Consider the following 18,150-nt stretch of genomic DNA (forward strand, 5'->3'; position numbering starts at 1 on the left):
TTGGACGGCGAGGACGGATTTAATATCAGATACAGTATAAACACTTCAAATGAAGCTATTTTACTGTACTCAATTTTAGCAAGAAAGTGAGTAAAAATCAAATGTGGATAGAAGATTTAGCGAATGGTAAGTACAAATATTTTGAAAGATATAGAGACCCATTGACAGAAAAATTAAAAAAGGTTTCTGTTACACTTGATAAAAAAACTCCACGAGCACAGAAAGTTGCACAGGCAGAACTCCTTGAAAAAATAGAATCTAAAATTAATAACAGTTCTACTTCCAATGCTAAATTTACAGATATAGCTGAAGAATGGTGGAGCTTTTATAAAAAATCTATAAAACAATCCTCCATTAGTGCTCTTCAAAGTTCTTTTAATTTTATAATTGATTATTTTGACAAGGAAATTAAAATATCAAATGTTACATCTAAAGTTATACAAAAATTTATAAATGATGCAGACTGTCCTCGTAGCAAGTTAGAACGCTCAAAATCAACCCTAAATCTTATATTTGATTATGCTGTTGATTTAGAATACATTGAATATAATCCAGCTCGAAAAGCTAAACTTCCAAAAAAGATTCAGACAGTAAAGGATTTAGAGAAAATACAAAATAAATACCTTGAACAAAACGAATTAAAAGCCCTACTTTCAGAACTGTACAGCAGGCCAAACACTCGTAGATTGGCCTTACTTGCTGAGTTCATGTCATTGAATGGATGTCGAATGGGAGAGGCGATAGCTTTAAAAAAAGAAAATTATAAAAGAAGTGAACGAAAAATAGACATTCACGGTACTTTAGATAAAACGGTTGGTTATTCAAAAGGAGTCAAAACAACTCCTAAAACCGCATCTAGTTTTAGAACAGTAGATTTGAGTGACCGAGAAATAGAGATATTAGACGAAATAATTGAACAAAATAATTTGTCCAAATCTGTAAGAAACGATTATAACGAAATGGGCTATATTTTCGTTTCTAAGCGTGGTATTCCGTTGCAGACAAACTCCTTTAACCTTGCAATTAAAAGAGCAAATTCTCGCCTTAAATCGCCAATAAACAAGAATCTGTCAAGCCATATCTTCCGTCATACATTAATAAGCTATCTGGCGGAAAACAATGTTCCCCTCAAAGCAATTGTCGATAGAGTAGGGCATAAGGATGGCGGTAAAACAACAACTGCTATATACACTCACGTTACCGAAAATATGAAATCTTCGATAATAGATATACTAAATAAAAAGAACTGAGCTTTTGACAGTTCTTTTATTTTATGCCCCTTTTGTGCCCCTTTTTCATTTAAAAAAAAACAAAAAGTACCACGAACTAGCGTGATACTTGATGTTTTATAGCTATAATTATTTAACTGCGTCTTTCAATGCTTTACCAGCTTTGAATGCAGGAACAACTGTAGCAGCGATTTTGATTGCTTCACCAGTTTGTGGGTTACGTCCTTCACGAGCTGCGCGTTCGCGAGTTTCAAAAGTACCAAAACCGATCAATTGAACTTTTTCACCTTTTGCAAGGAATTCAGTTACAACTTCACCAAAAGCATTAACTGCTTTTTCTGAATCTTTTTTAGTCAATCCTGTTTTTGCTGCAACTTCAGCGATAAGATCTTGTTTGTTAGCCATTTTAGAAATGTCCTCCATTTGTTTTTTACCTTAAACATAGGCAATTTTCATTTTAGCAAATCTTAGCCCAGTTTGCAAGTCAAAATGCCATTTTAATGCGTTTTTCAGGCTTTTTTCATGAAATCAAAGACAAAATTCCCTTTGGCTAAATCAATTTGATTTGCTTTAATATAAAGATTACCTGAGACATTTATTTTGGACAAATTAATGACCACTTGATTTTTCTTACTTTCAACTTGAACAAAGTCTGGCAAGTCATATGCCTTAACGATTTGCAGAACTTCCGAAGTTGGTAAACTCAAACTTCCAGCAGAAATATTTTGGACAGATAGACTAATTGAGCCATCTGAGAGTGCCAGAGGTTCAAAATAAATATAAAGTGGAATTTTGGTTCCAAAAAGTTTATAAGATGCTTCAAGAACTGCTTGTTGATTAGAAATATAAAACTTATAAGTCATTTCTTTAGTTTGATAGGTTTCTAAATAACTATTTATCAATTCATTGAGCTGCGAAGTCGTGCTCGTAATTTGAGCAACTTTTTGGTCTGAACGATTAGTTGAGTTTTGATTGAGAACCGTTTGGTCTCTTGGGCTAGTCACGCGAATGGCAATAAACACAACTCCAGCTATATTCAGAGCCAAAAGAATAATAAAGAGCCATTTCCAAATAGGACGTTTTTTAAGACCTTCTTCTTTTTCAGTTTTTGGCTTAGTGGAATTTTTTGTTTTTGATTTTCTTGTTTGATTTTCGTTATTTTCCATTTTGCTTCTCTATTCTACAAGTTTCATTTCTTCTTTTACTTTAATCACTCTTGTGGCTGATTGACTGATTTTTTTAGCAAAGTCTGGGTCTGCTTTTGCCTTTTGCAAAACTTCTGAGATCATTTCTGGAATTTGTGTAGGCTCATTTACTAAAACAAGGTCATTTCCTGCTGACAATGCTAAAACTGCCCTTTGACCAGGCGTCCATGATTGTACTTGGACAGCATTTGATAAATCGTCTGTAATAACCAAACCATCAAAACCTAATTGTTTCCGTAGTAAACCATCAACCATTTTGGATGAAAAAGCACCGGGAAGATTAGGGTCAATTTTATCATAAATAGCTGTTGCGGTCATAATCGAAGGTGTCCCAGAAGAGATTAAATCTTTGAAAATTTGAACAGATTCGCTATTGGAATTCGTTTGGTCATCTCTAACACCTGCACTGATATCTGTATTGCCTGTCACCGCTCCAAGCCCTGGAAAATGTTTAGCAGTTGTCAAAACCTTGGCTGCTTTCATGCCTTCCGTAAATGCTTGAGCATGGCTTATGATACTTGCTTTATCATAAGCATATTGGCGACTCCAATAGCCAATTGGAGCATTTTGTGGAGCAAAGTCGGCAGATAAAACTTGGTCAGCAACTGGTGCTAAGTCAAAATTAACTCCAGCTGCATAAAGTTCACTTCCCCAAGCTTGTGATTCCTTTTGTAATTTATCAGCTGTCCAACTTCCTTGAGTTAATCCATCAGGAATCTGTGAAAAACCCTGACCTTGGAGAACTTGAACATTTCCTCCCTCTTGGTCACAGGATATCAAGAGTTTGCGATTAGCCGGTGCTAAGCCTTGTAGTTTGTCAGTAATATCTTTCATTTCTGGGACACTGAGATTAGAGCGACCAGTCAAAATAATACTACCTACTTGATACTTTTCAATCGCATCAAAAGTTGCCTGATCATAGTTATTTGCTGGCATTCCTGTCATAAATAACTGTCCAACTTTTTGTTCCAAAGTCATCTGCTCAATATTTTTATCCATATTTTTTGAGGAAGTTGAACTCCTTTTAGTTTCTGACAATTGACTTTTCTTTTTTGTTTTAGACGATTCTTGTTCGTTTAAATGTCCCGCCAAACCAAGAACTCCTGACAAAATTAATGCACAACCAAGAACAAGACCTAGAAAAACAACTGGTTTTGCTTTTTTCTTTAAGCGCTTAGTCATTTTTGGTTGACCTCCTTATAACTTGCAAATACTGCATCAGCCATAAGTTGATAACCTACGTTATTTGGGTGAAAATGGTCTTCTGTATAAAGTAAATTATTGGAAACTGCATCAGATGTACTGCCAGATTCAACCGCTTGTTTATCTCCTGAACCCTTATAAAGTAAGTCATTGATTGGAATAAAATAAGTGTTCTTTTCTTGACTTACAACGCCGGCAGTCGCTGTATTCCAGCTATCAATCACATTCTGCATGACTGTAAGCTCAGGAAAATTAAGATAAAAAGGATTGTAAATTCCGAGAACATAAATCTGCGCTTTGGGATTGTCTTCGCGAATTTTATCTAATAATTTTTTCACTCGTGCTTGATAAAGTTTCTCTGGCTTAGTAAAATCTTTTTCTGTCATTGATGATAGTTTGCTGACATTATCACGAATGACTTTTAAGACGTCATTTCCTCCAATGGTAATCGTAATGATATCAGCCTTTTTTAAGCCGTCAGTAATTTTTTTACTTTTCATCATACGATTATAGATTTGAGTACTTGTATCTCCAGCTTTTCCAAAATTTTGACTACTGACAGAGCTATCTGTCTTATTTTCAATATCTTTGGCAAATAAAGGGACAAAACCACCTTGTCCTGTGGCATCTCCAACTCCTTCTGTCAGTGAATCTCCTAAAGCTGCATAAGTCAGATTTTTTGCTGACAGAGTTGAAACTTTTTTGTCAGCTGAAAATCGGTCCCCTGCCTTTGGAAAAACGAGCAAAAAGAAGCCCAAAATTAGCAAAATTGCCAGCAACAAGCCGGCAAATGTACGTATAAAATTTTTCATCATATTTTTAGATTTATCATTCATAATCAATCATAATTGCCCAAGCCCCAGGACCTGTATGAGTAGCAATTGTCGTGTTGGTATCTAAAATTGAAATAGGTTTTTCAACAAATTTTTGCAAAACTTCTTTTGCTTTTTGTGAAAATTCTAAACCTTGAGCATGAGAAATTCCAATTTCACGGATTTTACGTCCAGAACTACTAATAGAATCTGAAAGTTCTTCAAGCCATTTATAAAAAGTTTTACTTCCACGTCCACGTAAAAGAGTATTCAATTCGCGGTCTTTCAAAGTTCCAATGACGCGAACTTGTAAAAGACTTCCAAATAGTCCTGTCATTCGACTGACACGACCACCTTTAACCAAATTTTCTAATGTTGAAAATCCGATAAAAAGCTCTGTATTTTCTCGAATATATTTAATTTTTTCTAAAATTTCTTCTTTAGATGCTCCTGCTTTTGCTAAGCGCGCTGCTTCAACCACTTGGAATTTTTGTGCTTGGTCAGTAAAGTCACTATCAATGACCGTTACGTTACGACCTGAAAGCATTCCCCCTTGGCGTGCTGCTTCTACTGTTCCTGACAATGCTTCTGTTAAATGAATGGAGATAATCTCATCATCCTCAGCAGCAATTTTTTCATAAACTTCGGCAAAAACACCAACTGGTGGCTGACTTGTTTTAGGCAAGTTTTTTGATGCAGCCATTTTGACCATGAAATCTTCAAACTTCAAGTCGTCGTCTGAATACATTGTTCCATCGATCGTTACTGACAACGGAACAATAGTAATGTCAAGTTCACGAGCAATTCCTGGCTCAATCGTAATGGATGAATCTGTCACAATTTTTATTGGCATATTTACTATCTGAACTCCTGTTTTTCTCATAAGAGAAAGTCGGCGGTCCAATTCCTTTTCTATACAATTTGTGCTATCATATATTATAACAAATTTTCAGTTGGAAAGAGCAAAAAAGGTTGATAATATTATTTTTTTGATTCCAAAAATAAATTAAAAATTGCTCAAAAGCTGAATAAATCAATAAATTGGAGAGACCAAATGGAAGAAACACAAGGTTCAAAAACCTATCAGATTCTCAATGAGATTTTCAATGCAGTTACTCATGGAGCAGGAACTGGTCTAGCAATTGCAGCATTAGTTCTTCTTGTCATTAAAGGTGCCGCATCTGGTTCTGCACTTGAAGTGGTTGCTTTTACAATCTATGGAGCTTCGTTAGTCATTCTTTTTCTATGTTCAACTTTAGCGCACAGTTTACATTTTACTAAAGCAGTAAAAGTCTTTCGAGTTTTTGACCACAACGGAATTTTCTTTTTGATTGCTGGAACTTATACCCCTTACTGTTTAGTTGCTTTAAACAATTGGTTAGGTTGGATTGTTCTAGCAGTTATTTGGATATGTTCTATTTTAGGGATTGTTTTAACATCAATCTACTTACCAAAATGGGGTAAAACACCAAAATTATCAACTGTTTTATACGTCGTTCTCGGTTGGATGATTTTAATCGTCATTTATCCTTTATGGAATGCCCTGCATCCCGTAGGTTTTTGGCTTTTAGTCGCTGGTGGCGTTGTTTATTCTGTTGGAGCACTCATCTATCACTTTAAATTTCCTTTTGCCCATGTGGTATGGCACCTCTTTGTTTTACTGGCTGCAATGCTCATGTTCTTTTCTGTTTACCTTTATGTGGGATAAGATAAAAACCGTTCGGATGAACGGTTTTTTTATTTATAAATACCAGCTATAACATACCCTTCCAGCCTTTTTTGTAAAATCTCCGATTCTTCCACATAAATTTTTGTTTGGATTGTTTTTTTCAAATTTGAAAAGTGAAGAATCACTTGATGAGAGCCCGGAAATTCACGCAAAATTTGTGAAATTTTTTGATTATACTTCTCATCTTTTAAATTTAGCCAAAGTTTTCTATCCGTTTCCAAAGCTGGGCTTATTCGGTCAGCAACCATCTGTAATTCATCATTACGTTCTGTTACTTTTCCACTGATGAGATAAAATTTTCCTTGTTCAAGCTCACTTGAAAATTGACGATAAATTTCTGGAAAAAGTGTCACATCAAAATTTTCACGACTATCAGATACTGTTAAGAAGGCCATTGTTTGCCCCGTCTTTGTCCGATGCGTTCTAATGTAATGGATTTCAACCAAGATAGTCATTCGTCTATTTTTCACAAGTTGAACAAGTGGTGTAAAATTACCTTCAAATCTGCGAGCTAGATTTTGCAAAGGATGTGGTGTTACCCCAATTCCTAATAAATTTTTTTCAAAATCGTATTTTTCAGTTTCTGAATAATCTTCTGCCTCATGATAGGCAAAGCCCCCACCAGAACTTGCCATAAAAATATCATCACTATAATAGTTTAATAAATTAGCATGGTCAGCCAAATTATAAGCTAATTTCCCTCGATTTGAATCTGCATAATCAAAGGCTCCAATCTGAATCAAAGGGAGAATGTTTTCTTTTTTATGAAAATTATTAGGTAATTTTTCGACAAAGTCTGCTAAATCTTTATAGGGTTGATTTTCAACAATCCACTTTGCTAAATCACGAGAAATTCCTTGAATGTGAGCCAATCCTAAACGAATCTTTTTATTTTTTACAAAATCGCCAATTTTCATTATATTGATGCTTGGTTTTTCTATTTCAAACCCATTTTCTAACGCATCTAAAATCATTACTTCACGTTTGCGATCACGTAATTGAATTTCATAAAATTCATCAGGAAAATGTGCCTTAAAATAAGCAATTTGAAAAGCAAGTGCCCCATAAGCAAAACCGTGTGAACGGTTAAAACCATAATTAGCAAAACGTTCAATTAAGTCATAGATTTCTTCTGCTTTTTCTTTAGAATGGCCATTATGGCTTGCTGAATCTAAGAAATCTTCACGCAACTTTTCTAACTCAGACCCTTTTTTCTTAGAAATTGCTCGTCTAAGAAGGTCAGCTTTCCCAAGAGAAAAGCCAGCAAAAGCTTGAGCCACCTGCATAATTTGCTCCTGATAAATCATAATTCCATATGTTGGCTTTAAGATTTCACTAATAGAATCATCCACGGTAGGCACAATTTCTTTCCCATGTCGTCGAGCAACAAATTGTGGAATAAACTGTGATGGACCAGGACGGAAAATTGAAGTTGCATCAACAATATCATCAAATTTACTTGGGGCAAGATTTCTTAAAAAACGTCGCATTTGTGGATTTTCAAACTGAAAAATTCCCATGGTATTTCCAGCCCGAAAAAGGGCCAATGTGTCTTCATCTTCCAAATTTATTTTTAGTGGATCAACATCAATTTTTTGACGTCTTTTCACCAAATCACGTAATCTAGAAATTATTGTCAAATTACGTAATCCCAAAAAGTCAATTTTCAAAAGTCCAATTGCTTCAACATCTGGCGCCTCATATTGCGTCAAAGCCAAATCTTCTGACGGTTTTAATGATACATAATTCACCAAAGATTCTTCAGAAAGAACGACACCTGAAGCGTGTGTTGAAGTCTGACGGGGCATTCCCTCAATTCGTCTTGCAACTTCATAAATTCTTTTCAATTTTCCATTTTTTAACACTTCAGCTTTAAAACGTTGATTATTTTCATACTCATCAGCCAAAGTTCCAAAACGACGCACAAGCATCCGAGTCAAATTGGATAATTCAGCTTCAGTCATTCCAAAAGCTTTACCAACATCTCTAAGCGCCTGTCTTTTACCCAAAGTTGAAAAAGTAACAATTTGTGCGACATGGTCTGAACCATATCTGTTTTTCATATAGGCCAATAATTCAGCACGACGGTCATCTGGCATGTCAATGTCAATATCGGGCATGGCCACACGTTCTGGATTCAAAAAACGTTCGAAGAAGAGATTATGTTGAACAGGGTCAACTTGTGTAATTCCTAAAACATAGGCAACTAAAGAACCGGCCGCTGAACCACGCCCCATTCCACAATAAATTTCTTGTTCACGGGCATAACGCAACAAATCCGCGACAATCAAGAAATAGTCATCAAATCCCATTTGATGAATGACTGACAACTCTTTTTCTAAACGTTCTTGATAAACTGACAAATCTTGCAAATTTACTGACGAGACTTCTGTCAGTAAATTTTTTTCTTCAAGTCGAGCTGACAAACCTAAAGTCGCTTCTTCTCGTAAATGTTCAACTGCCTGTCTCTTCTTATCGAATCTAGGAAGCTCCAATTTTTCATCGAACTGATAAGCAATCTTTGCTGTTAATGCTGACAGATTTTTCAAAGCCTGTGGAAAATATTTCTGGAAGTAAGTCTCATAAGCTTCTGGTCTTTGAAGAAGTTCATTAGAACTGATTGTTAAACTTTCATCGAAAGAAACTCCATCACGCACTGCATGCAAAATTGCTAAAATTTCATTATCTGCAAAATTCAAATAGCGAATAGCAGGAAAAGGAAGTGTTGGTAAATTAAATTTAGCCCCTTTATCTGTCAGTTGATCAATCCCAATAAAAGCTTCATCAGCTACTGACGAAAGTTCTGTCAGCTCGCTCAAACTTCCGTAAGTTTCAGGGAGAATCAAGGCGATTCCTGATAAATGATTTTGAATATCAGAAAATTGACGGCGTCCATAGTTATGAAGCGTCGAAATCCGAAGTAAGTTTTTATAACCTTCAGTATCTTTAGCAATAAAAGAAAAAGCAATTGGTAAACCCCGCCATTCAAAATTTAGCTCAATACTAATAATGGGTTGCAAATTGAGTTTTTGAGCTTTTCTGACAAAACGAAAAGCAGCATGAAGATTCCCAACATCGCAAATTCCAACCGTTTGATAACCTAAACGGTGCGCTGTTTCCAAATAGTCATCAACTTTAACGACACTATCTAAAAAACTATATTCAGTTTTTATATTCAAGGGTGCAAACATATTTTCCTCCTTTCTTGCTAAAACGACTGGTATTTCTTAATTAAAAGATATTAATTTTATTATACTATATTTTAGCTTGAACTTGGGATAAGTTTAGACAAACCAAGAACAAAAAAAGCGTCAAATTTTAGTTATTAAACACAAACAAAAGTAATTTATTTTAACCGAAATGATATCAAAAAACAACCTAGCAGCTGAAAACGTCCAACATTTTTGACATTTTTTGATTTTAAAAACTGCTTTCATTCTTATTTTTAATTCGTTTTTATTACAAAAAGCTAAGATGTTTCATTTTTTTATTAATCGTAATAAAAAAATTAAAAAACTAAAAGAATCCTTTAACAACAGCATTTACAGCTTATATATTAGCAATTTGACGAGAACTTTTTTTTGCACTATAATGAGCAAGCCTTGTTTATTTATTACTAATTTTTAATTAAACAATCACTAAAACTAAAAATAGAATGGGAAAGGTGTAATGACAGTGCTAGTATTAGCTGGAACAATCGGAGCAGGAAAAAGCTCTTTAACTGAGATGTTGGCGGAGGAATTGAAAACACAAGCTTTTTATGAGAGTGTTGACGATAATAAAGTTTTGCCATTATTCTATGAGAACCCTCAAAAATATGCCTTCTTATTACAAATATACTTTTTAAATAAGCGATTTGATTCAATCAAAAGAGCCTTGTCTGATAATAATAATGTATTAGACCGCTCGATTTATGAAGATAGTCTGCTTTTTCATTTGAACGCCGATTTAGGACGAGCAGATGAAACGGAAGTCGAGGTTTATGATGACTTACTTAACAATATGTTGGAAGAAATTGATAGTTTATCTTTCAAAAAAAGGCCTGATTTACTCATTCATGTCAAAGTTTCTTTTGATAAAATGCTAGAAAGAATCAAAAAAAGAGGGCGTCAATTTGAACAATTGGAATACGATCCAAGTTTATATGACTACTATAAAGAATTAAATAGCAGATATGATACTTGGTTTGAAGCCTTTGATATTTGTCCCAAAATCCAAATTGATGGCGATAAATATGATTTTGTGGAGGATGAACAATCAAAAATTCATGTTTTGCAACAAATCAAAGAAAAATTAAAAGAAATTGAAGGAGAAAATAATTAATGAATGTCACCGTCTTTCTTTCTTCAAGAGATGGAAAAAATCCAATCTATAAAGATACAAGCGAAAAATTAGGAATATTACTTGCAAAATCAGGCCATACCCTCGTCTATGGTGGTTCCGAAGAAGGATGTATGGGAATGGTCTCAGATGCAGTCATTCGTCATCAAGGTAAAGTTATTGCCGTTTATCCTGATGGAATTCTCCCTTTAGAACCACCTCGTCAAAATGCCAGTCAACTTTATTTAACAAGTGGAATGGATGAGCGCAAACGTAAACTCATTGATTTAGGAGAAGCTTTTGTCATTTTAGCTGGTGGATTTGGGACAATGGAAGAAAGTTTTCAACTTTTAACTGAGATGTCTATCAACCAAACCGCTGTCCGCCCAGTCATTTTTGTTGGTCGAAAATTTTATCAACCTCTTTTTGACCTACTGCGCTTGCAACTTAAGGAAGGGATGATTTCTAAAGAAGTCATAGATGCCATTTCTCTTGTTGATACCGCCGAAGAAACCATAGAATTATTAGGAGATTTGAAACTTGAACAAGTTGTTTAATCAAGCAGTTAACGTTTACCTTGCCGCACCATTTTTTAGTGAAAGTCAAATAAAAAAAGTTGAACTTTTAGAAAATGCACTTTCAAAAAATAAAACAGTAGCAAACTTTTTTAGCCCAATGAGATGTCAACATCCTGAATCTTTACCACAAGAAGTTGAAGCTTTTACCCCTGAATGGGCCAAAGCGACAATGGAAAATGATGTAAATGAGGTAAATAAAGCAGATATCATCGTTGCAATTGTTGATTTCGATCATCAAGATACTGATTCTGGAACAGCTTGGGAGCTTGGCTACGCCATTGCTTTAGAAAAACCAACCTACCTTATTCGTTTTGAAGATACTATTCCAGCAAATATAATGCTCACTGAGCGAAATAGAGCTTTCTTCACCCAGATTGAACAAGTTGAAGAATATGATTTTTTAGAGTCTAAACCAATCCCATATAATGGAAAATACCAGTAGTCAAGAGATAAGTACCTGCTTATTTTTATCTTCTCCTTTATATATAAAATTTGAAATTTGTCATAATTTGTACTATACTATAGGCGGATAGAAAATAATGGAAAGAAGCGTAAATATGAAACTTATTGTCACACTTTTTTGGTCGCTTGCTCTTGGACAAGTTGTAGGTTATGTTGCAACTGCTCTTGCTGGCGTTCCAGACCCTGAACTTTGGACAACGATTATCTCGCTTATCTTTGGTCTTTTTGTATATCTTTTCCAAGCTGTAGCTGTGGAAAAAGAGGCTAAAGCAAACTAAATTACTGATATTTTATCAGGTTCTTTCGCTAAAAAGCGTTTGAAAATAAAAACTCTTGCTCTGCAAGAGTTTTTATTTTGGTCCTGAGGCTTGCAAATTTCTTAAAATACCTTATAATTTAATATGGACATATTTAAACTGTCCTTTAAAAACCTAAATGAAAGGAGAGCGCTCAAGCTTTGAAAGGTCGACCCAAACCCGCAATTATTATGATTACTTATTCTGTCAAATTGACCAAGAGTAGATTGGCGCTCTTCTTGTGCCAACTTTTTGATTTTAATTCAAAAAACTTGACCCATTTCACAAAATAAGAAATTAGATTTTACAAGCTTGAACCATGCTATAAAATGGCTCCAACTCCAATTAATAAAAATAAAGTCGTCTGTCTTGTTAACGGTCGTGTTCATCGCCGGTCAGGAGGAGATTTCCTTGAGAATCTCGACCCTAGCCTTCAAACCGTTATCATGCGCGATTACCCAGAAGCAACCAGTCATGATTTCATCTGTAATGAACATCAGGTTAAATTCCGTTTGGAGGTCTTAGATACCCTTTTTCATCTTGACCTGCAAAAAAACTTTACCGTTAATGATTTACTTAATGAAGAATTAACTAAGGCAAATTTTGAGATTCATGACGTGGAAGAACAACTTCAAACCCAAGAAACTATCGGTGAACGTGTGGCTGATAAAGTTACTGAATTTGTCGGTTCGTGGGCTTTCATTCTAACTTATCTTGGAATTTTAGTCGTTTGGATGTTTGTTAATGTCTCTGGTGTTTTCGGAGTCGAGTGGGATAAATATCCATTCATTCTCCTCAACCTTTTTCTATCGATTACGGCCGCAATGCAAGCCCCTTTGATTATGATGAGTCAAAATCGTGCTGCACACCATGACCGCTTGTCTGCTAAAAATGACTTCCAGGTCAATGTTAAATCAGAAAAAGGGGTAGCTGCCCTCCATGAAAAACTTGACCATTTGATGATGGATGATCAAGCTTCAAATATGCAAATTCAAAAAATTCAAACCGAAATGCTTGGAGATATTCAAATTCTTCTTAATGAAGTTTATCAACAAAACCAAGATATTCGTGAGCGTTTGGATGATGTCGAAGATCAACTTGATGATTTTGAAGAAACCTTTGATAGTTTTGAAGAAACTCTTGACAGTATTGAAGAAAATACTGACGATGAGGAAGAAGAAGGCGAAGGCATGGCTAATGCTGATTAAAAAAGTCTGTTCAAATGAACAGGCTCTTTTTTTAACTAAAATAATCTATTTTTTCCTGAATTTCACAGACTGATTGTTTGAGCTTTACTTCTTCTTCAAAGGTTAAGGGAAGTTTTACAAGGGCCTCTACTCCCTCTTTACCAATCAAAGCAGGGGTAGAAATATAGGATTTAAACTTTTCATCATAATGTGAACAGATAGCAATACTTTTAGCATCAGAAAGCACCAGATTCATCAGAGATACTGTTGCTGCAGCTATGGCAACATTAGTATAACCTTTCGTATTAAAGACAGCAAAGCCTCCTTGACGCGCTTTTTCTTCTAGGTCTTCTAAATCTAGATTTTTTTCTTTAGCAATCTCTAAAAAAGATTGTCCCCCAACTCTGACCGTTGACCAAGCGGTAAATTGTGAGTTTCCATGTTCTCCAAGGACATATCCTTCAATAGCCCGCCCATCAATCTTTAATGCTTTACTTACTTGTGCTTTCATTCTTGCAGTATCTAAATATGTTCCCGTTCCAATAATATGACTTTGCGGGAGGTTCAGTAATTGAGAATAGAGATTGACAATCACATCATTTGGATTAGTTGTTGCAATCAGAATTCCTTTGAAATTAATCCTATTTAATTGCTCAGAAACTTCTTTAATTTCTGGAATATTTGCTTTTAATTCTGTAAAACGGTCTCCGCCAGGTTTAATTAGTTCAATATGGCCTAAGGTCGATAAAATGATATCGGCATTTACTAAATCAGTATATTCTCCAACATAAATTTTGACATAGAACGGCAAAAGAGAAAGGGCATCTAGCAGGTCTAGAACCTCTGCTTCAGCTTTTTCTCTTTTTTTATCAATAATGACCAACTCATCTACAAGACCTCCTTGAACAATATCAAGAGCCACCGTTGCTCCAACATGACCACAACCAATTAGACCTACTTTACGCATCTTTTCACCCCTTTTTCTTCAGATTTAAATTGAATCTATTATAATACAAAAAGTATGGGAAAACAAGCTATATTTTAAATATTCTGATTATTTAAAACAAATAAAAAGCCTCCTAATCTCGGAGGTTTTTTAGCCTATATTATTTACTATTTTCAACCGCTACACGAATAAATTCTGTGTAGAGTTCTTCTGGACGGTTTGGACGTGATTGCAATTCTGGATGATATTGACATGCCACGAAGAATTTTTTATCAGAAAGTTCAACGATTTCAACCAAACGGTTATCTGGTGAAACTCCTGAGAATACGAAACCAGCTTTTTCAAAGTCTTCACGGAATTTGTTATTGAATTCATAACGGTGACGGTGGCGACGTTGAACCACTTCAGCATCATTGTAGGCTGCTTTAGCGCGTGAGCCATTTTTCAATTTAGCTGGGTAAAGTCCAAGGCGTAGTGTTCCACCCATGTCTTCAACATCAACTTGGTCACGCATAATGTCAATGACTGGATATTTTGTTTCAGGGTCTAATTCAAATGAATGAGCTCCTTCAAGTCCAAGAACATTACGAGCGAATTCAACTGCTGTCAATTGCATTCCAAGACAGATTCCAAGCATTGGAACGTCATTTTCACGCGCATATTTAATGGCTGCAATCTTACCTTCTGTGCCACGATGACCAAATCCTCCAGGAACAATAATCCCTGCAGCATCACCAACAAGTTCAGCAACATTTTCATCAGTTACATCATTAGCATTAACCCAGTTAATATCAACTTCGGCATCAGATGAATAACCTGCATGTTTAAGCGCTTCAGTCACTGAAATATAAGCATCTGGTAATTCTACGTATTTACCAACCAAAGCAATTTTTACTTTTTTCTTGAGGTTCATGACATGGTCAACCATTGCTGACCATTCTGTCATATCTGCTTTTGGTGCATCAAGTTTTAAATGGTCACAAACGATTTGGTCCATATTTTGTGCTTGAAGGTTCAATGGAATTTGGTATAAATGTTCAACATCAAGCGATTGAATGACTGCTTCTGGTGCTACGTCACAGAACATCGCAATTTTATCACGCATTTCTGTCGTGATTGGAACTTCACTACGTAATACGAGCATGTTAGCTTGGATACCATATTCACGAAGTGTCTTAGTCGCATTTTGGGCGATTTTAGTTTTCAATTCTCCAGCAGCACGCAAGTGAAGAATTGGAACAGTGTGAATGTACATGACGTTGTCAGCACCAACTTCGGCCTTCATTTGGCGTAAAGCTTCAATAAATGGCAAGCTTTCCATATCGCCAACTGTTCCACCAACTTCTGTGATAATGATATCTGCATCAGTTGTTGTTGCTGCACGTTTAATTTTTTCTTTCAACATGTTAGTCACATGCGGTACCATTTGGACAGTTGCTCCGAGATATTCTCCTTTACGTTCTTTACGAAGAATCTCACTGTAAACTTTACCGGAAGTAACATTTGAATATTTATTTAAATTGATGTCAATGAAACGTTCATAGTGACCAAGGTCAAGGTCAGTTTCAGCACCATCATCAGTAACAAAGACTTCACCATGTTGATAAGGGCTCATTGTCCCTGGGTCGATGTTAAGGTATGGGTCAAATTTTTGGACAGTGACTTTAAGCCCACGATTTTTAAGCAAACGACCGAGCGATGCCGCTACGATCCCTTTACCCATTGACGAAGTACCACCACCAGTGACGAAAATATACTTAGTTGACATCTAAATCTCCTCTAATCTTTTTACAAAACAGAAATAACTGGGAAAAACAAAAACAGCTCCCCAGAGGGGAGCCTACCGTTACTGATTTTTTATAATAAAAAACCAGTGCCCGAAAATAATTATATCTGATTTTTCCTTTTTTGTCAAAAGTCTGTTTTTTAATTTTTCATGAACCATTGTAATATCAGATTTTTTCTTTTTATTTGTATTAGAATCTATAAGCTTCACTTCTTTTTCAATTAAGAGCTTCTAAAAAATCTTCTTGTAAATTATTTTTAAATGCAATACCAAAATCTTCTAATACTTTTTGAAGCGCATATAGACTGTAAGCCACTTTATTTGGTCTCGCATTCTCTCCCATGTGCCCAATTCTTAAAACTTTACCTGCCAAATGATCAAATGATCCTGTGATCATCACTCGATAGTTCTCTCGCATTTTCCTTAAGATTTCTTGATCATTCAGACCTTCTGGCACTTTAATAACAGAAACGGTGTTTGAATAGCCATTCTGCAAATAAAGTTCCAAAGGAGAATTTTCAATTGCTTGTCTTGTCGCATGACCAATCATCGCATGACGTTTCAAAATTTCTTGGTCGGCAAGAAGATTATCTATCGCTTGGTCTAATCCATAGATATCAGAAATTGGCATGGTATATGGAAACCATTTTTTTTCATAATAATCTTTAAAAGTAAGGAGATTACAATAAAAACTTGCGATGGGGCTTTTTCTCTCTGTCATCGCTTGATAAGCTACTGTTGAAATAGATGCAATTGTTAAGCCTGGTGGAGCTGAAATCACTTTTTGAGAACCACCAAGAGCGATGTCAATTTGCCACTTATCAACTTGTAAATCTTCACCACCCATCGCCGCAACCGAATCAACAACGGTTAGAATTCCATATTTTTTTAAGAGAGGACAAATGCTTGAGAGGTCATTTAAGACGCCTGAGGGTGTATCACAATGAACGACTGTTGCATATTTAAAGTCATGGTCTTTTTCTAAAAATTTTTCTAGAATTTCTAAGGAAAATGCTTCTTTTTCTGAACTCTCCAGTAGAATTGCTTCACCCCCGTAAAGCTCAATGAAATCACTAAAGCCATGACCAAAAATACCATTATCAAGCACAAGTACGCGGTCACCTTTTTCGGTTAAAGAAGCACAAGCCGCTTCCAATCCTAAAATTCCTTCACCAGCTAAAACTCTGACATCGTTTTTGGTTTTTAAAAATTGAGCAAGTTTACTACAAGTTTTTTTGTAAAAGTCATAAAAGGCTAAATCAATATCCGGATTCGTTGTTGCCTTTGCTCTTGCTAATCGAACATTTTCAGCCACCTCAGTCGGACCTGGGGTCATGATTAACATCTCTTTCATTTATTTGTACCTCGCACGTTCTCCACCAATGAGTTTAGGACGTGATTTAAGAGCTGTTACATGTGCACCACCAAGTTCTCTTAAAATTGGACGGATGGGAATTTGGACGTGTTTTACGTGCATTCCGATACTAGTATCACCAATATCTAAACCGGCGTTGGCAACAATATGTTCTACCTCAACTGGAGATTTAAAGAGTTGGTAGGCGGCAACTTGACCACTTCCACCAGCGTGGAGTTGCGGAATCACAGAAACGATTTCCCAGTCTTTTTTTTCGGCTAATTCCTCTTCAATGAGTAAGGCACGATTAAGATGTTCACATGCTTGGACCGCCAGATAAATTCCTTTGTCTGACAATGTCTTGTGTATGACAGAAACAATGACCTGACCGATTTCACTAGAACTGGCATGGCCAATTAAACCACCATTTACTTCTGATGAAGATAAACCAAGAACAAAGACTTGACCAGCTTTAATTTCTGTTTGTTTTATGACATCATCGATAATGACTTGCGTGTCTTTTTTAAGCTTTTCTAAATCCATTTAAAATACCTGTCCTTTCAATGAGCGGGCTCAAGACTTTTGCTAAAGCAAAGCCAACCACAACTTGAATAATATTTACCCAAAGTCCCGCAATGGCTGAACCCCAGCCATACATTAATCCACCAACAATAAAATATCCTCCAACCATAAAGACAAGACTGAGCAAAAAGTTAAGCCATTTGTATCTTGTCAATCCTGCGAGATAGCCTTGCCCGCCATGAATAATTAAGCTGAAAAACATGTAGTTACTGTAGCCTGCAGTCAAATCAAGTAGAAAGGCTGCAAAGCCCCCAATTATTGCCGCCTCTCGTTTACCAAACAGAAAGACTGCTGTATAAATTCCGACATCCAAAAGGGTTAATATATTACCGGCTGAACCTGGAATAGGGAAGGTAAATAGGCGACCTAGAACAAAAGTGACTGCTGTCCAAATCGCAAGTAAAGTTAATTTTTTGATATTTCTGTTGTCCATGAGTTTCATCTCCTACTTTTCCTAGAAG

At 35.7% G+C, this 18,150-nt stretch carries 18 protein-coding genes; 7 read left to right on the plus strand and 11 right to left on the minus strand.

Annotated features, from left to right (window positions below; all coding sequences use genetic code 11):
- Positions 1–101: 101 nt before the first annotated feature.
- The gene (locus AB6B24_RS04730) at positions 102–1,250 is read left to right on the plus strand and encodes a site-specific integrase (RefSeq protein WP_023188962.1); all 1,149 of its coding nucleotides are present in this window, start codon (positions 102–104) and stop codon (positions 1,248–1,250) included.
- A gap of 108 nt (positions 1,251–1,358) precedes the next feature.
- Here AB6B24_RS04730 and AB6B24_RS04735 read toward each other — a convergent pair whose 3' ends face one another.
- The 5 genes from AB6B24_RS04735 to AB6B24_RS04755 all read right to left on the minus strand — a co-directional run bounded on the left by AB6B24_RS04735 (position 1,359) and on the right by AB6B24_RS04755 (position 5,302).
- A complete protein-coding gene (locus AB6B24_RS04735; protein ID WP_010905402.1) occupies positions 1,359–1,634 on the minus strand; it encodes an HU family DNA-binding protein in 276 nt (91 codons plus the stop codon).
- A gap of 104 nt (positions 1,635–1,738) precedes the next feature.
- The gene (locus AB6B24_RS04740; protein ID WP_153241676.1) at positions 1,739–2,395 is read right to left on the minus strand and encodes a YpmS family protein; all 657 of its coding nucleotides are present in this window, start codon (positions 2,393–2,395) and stop codon (positions 1,739–1,741) included.
- A gap of 9 nt (positions 2,396–2,404) precedes the next feature.
- A complete protein-coding gene (locus AB6B24_RS04745; protein WP_311804051.1) occupies positions 2,405–3,616 on the minus strand; it encodes a glycoside hydrolase family 3 protein in 1,212 nt (403 codons plus the stop codon).
- Positions 3,613–4,473: an SGNH/GDSL hydrolase family protein gene (locus AB6B24_RS04750; protein ID WP_311805181.1), complete on the minus strand. Its 861-nt coding sequence runs from the start codon at positions 4,471–4,473 to the stop codon at positions 3,613–3,615. The genes AB6B24_RS04745 and AB6B24_RS04750 overlap by 4 nt, the downstream gene beginning before the upstream one ends.
- Positions 4,466–5,302, minus strand: coding sequence for a DegV family protein (locus AB6B24_RS04755; protein WP_014570388.1), 837 nt, complete (start codon positions 5,300–5,302; stop codon positions 4,466–4,468). Before AB6B24_RS04755 ends, AB6B24_RS04750 begins: the two co-directional genes overlap by 8 nt.
- A 201-nt stretch (positions 5,303–5,503) precedes the next feature.
- Here AB6B24_RS04755 and AB6B24_RS04760 point away from each other — a divergent pair, with 201 nt between their 5' ends.
- Positions 5,504–6,157, plus strand: coding sequence for a hemolysin III family protein (locus tag AB6B24_RS04760; RefSeq protein ID WP_021464201.1), 654 nt, complete (start codon positions 5,504–5,506; stop codon positions 6,155–6,157).
- A gap of 29 nt (positions 6,158–6,186) precedes the next feature.
- Here AB6B24_RS04760 and AB6B24_RS04765 read toward each other — a convergent pair whose 3' ends face one another.
- Entirely contained in the window at positions 6,187–9,369 is a 3,183-nt protein-coding gene (locus AB6B24_RS04765) for a DNA polymerase III subunit alpha (RefSeq protein ID WP_369164259.1), read from the minus strand.
- 478 nt (positions 9,370–9,847) lie between these two features.
- On the opposite strand from AB6B24_RS04765, the gene AB6B24_RS04770 reads away from it, so the two are divergent.
- The 5 genes from AB6B24_RS04770 (at position 9,848) to AB6B24_RS04790 (ending at position 13,042) form a co-directional block, all read left to right on the plus strand.
- The gene (locus tag AB6B24_RS04770) at positions 9,848–10,501 is read left to right on the plus strand and encodes a deoxynucleoside kinase (protein WP_029344874.1); all 654 of its coding nucleotides are present in this window, start codon (positions 9,848–9,850) and stop codon (positions 10,499–10,501) included.
- Positions 10,501–11,055 carry a TIGR00730 family Rossman fold protein gene (locus AB6B24_RS04775; RefSeq protein ID WP_003131507.1) on the plus strand — a complete coding sequence of 185 codons (555 nt, stop codon included), beginning with the start codon at positions 10,501–10,503 and terminating at the stop codon, positions 11,053–11,055. Before AB6B24_RS04770 ends, AB6B24_RS04775 begins: the two co-directional genes overlap by 1 nt.
- Positions 11,039–11,518 (plus strand): nucleoside 2-deoxyribosyltransferase, encoded by a 480-nt coding sequence (locus AB6B24_RS04780; RefSeq protein WP_311802037.1) that lies wholly within the window; start codon positions 11,039–11,041, stop codon positions 11,516–11,518. The genes AB6B24_RS04775 and AB6B24_RS04780 overlap by 17 nt, the downstream gene beginning before the upstream one ends.
- Positions 11,519–11,633: 115 nt before the next feature.
- Entirely contained in the window at positions 11,634–11,816 is a 183-nt protein-coding gene (locus AB6B24_RS04785) for a YjzD family protein (protein ID WP_003131510.1), read from the plus strand.
- 347 nt (positions 11,817–12,163) lie between these two features.
- Positions 12,164–13,042 (plus strand): DUF1003 domain-containing protein, encoded by an 879-nt coding sequence (locus tag AB6B24_RS04790; protein ID WP_311802038.1) that lies wholly within the window; start codon positions 12,164–12,166, stop codon positions 13,040–13,042.
- Positions 13,043–13,073: 31 nt separating this feature from the next.
- Here AB6B24_RS04790 and AB6B24_RS04795 read toward each other — a convergent pair whose 3' ends face one another.
- From AB6B24_RS04795 to AB6B24_RS04815, 5 genes are all read right to left on the minus strand, one after another.
- Complete coding sequence (locus AB6B24_RS04795; RefSeq protein ID WP_081213390.1) at positions 13,074–13,988, minus strand: L-lactate dehydrogenase; 915 nt, start codon at positions 13,986–13,988, stop codon at positions 13,074–13,076.
- A gap of 139 nt (positions 13,989–14,127) precedes the next feature.
- Positions 14,128–15,735 (minus strand): CTP synthase, encoded by a 1,608-nt coding sequence (locus AB6B24_RS04800; RefSeq protein ID WP_003131516.1) that lies wholly within the window; start codon positions 15,733–15,735, stop codon positions 14,128–14,130.
- A gap of 235 nt (positions 15,736–15,970) precedes the next feature.
- Positions 15,971–17,107: an alanine--glyoxylate aminotransferase family protein gene (locus AB6B24_RS04805; RefSeq protein WP_195935809.1), complete on the minus strand. Its 1,137-nt coding sequence runs from the start codon at positions 17,105–17,107 to the stop codon at positions 15,971–15,973.
- Entirely contained in the window at positions 17,108–17,650 is a 543-nt protein-coding gene (locus AB6B24_RS04810) for a TIGR01440 family protein (RefSeq protein WP_021464300.1), read from the minus strand. It lies immediately after the preceding gene.
- Entirely contained in the window at positions 17,631–18,131 is a 501-nt protein-coding gene (locus tag AB6B24_RS04815; protein ID WP_003131521.1) for an ECF transporter S component, read from the minus strand. Before AB6B24_RS04815 ends, AB6B24_RS04810 begins: the two co-directional genes overlap by 20 nt.
- Between the last annotated feature and the right edge of the window lie 19 nt (positions 18,132–18,150).

Origin of the sequence: Lactococcus sp. AK05 (assembly GCF_041026685.1) — a bacterium.
Lineage (GTDB): Bacteria > Bacillota > Bacilli > Lactobacillales > Streptococcaceae > Lactococcus > Lactococcus lactis.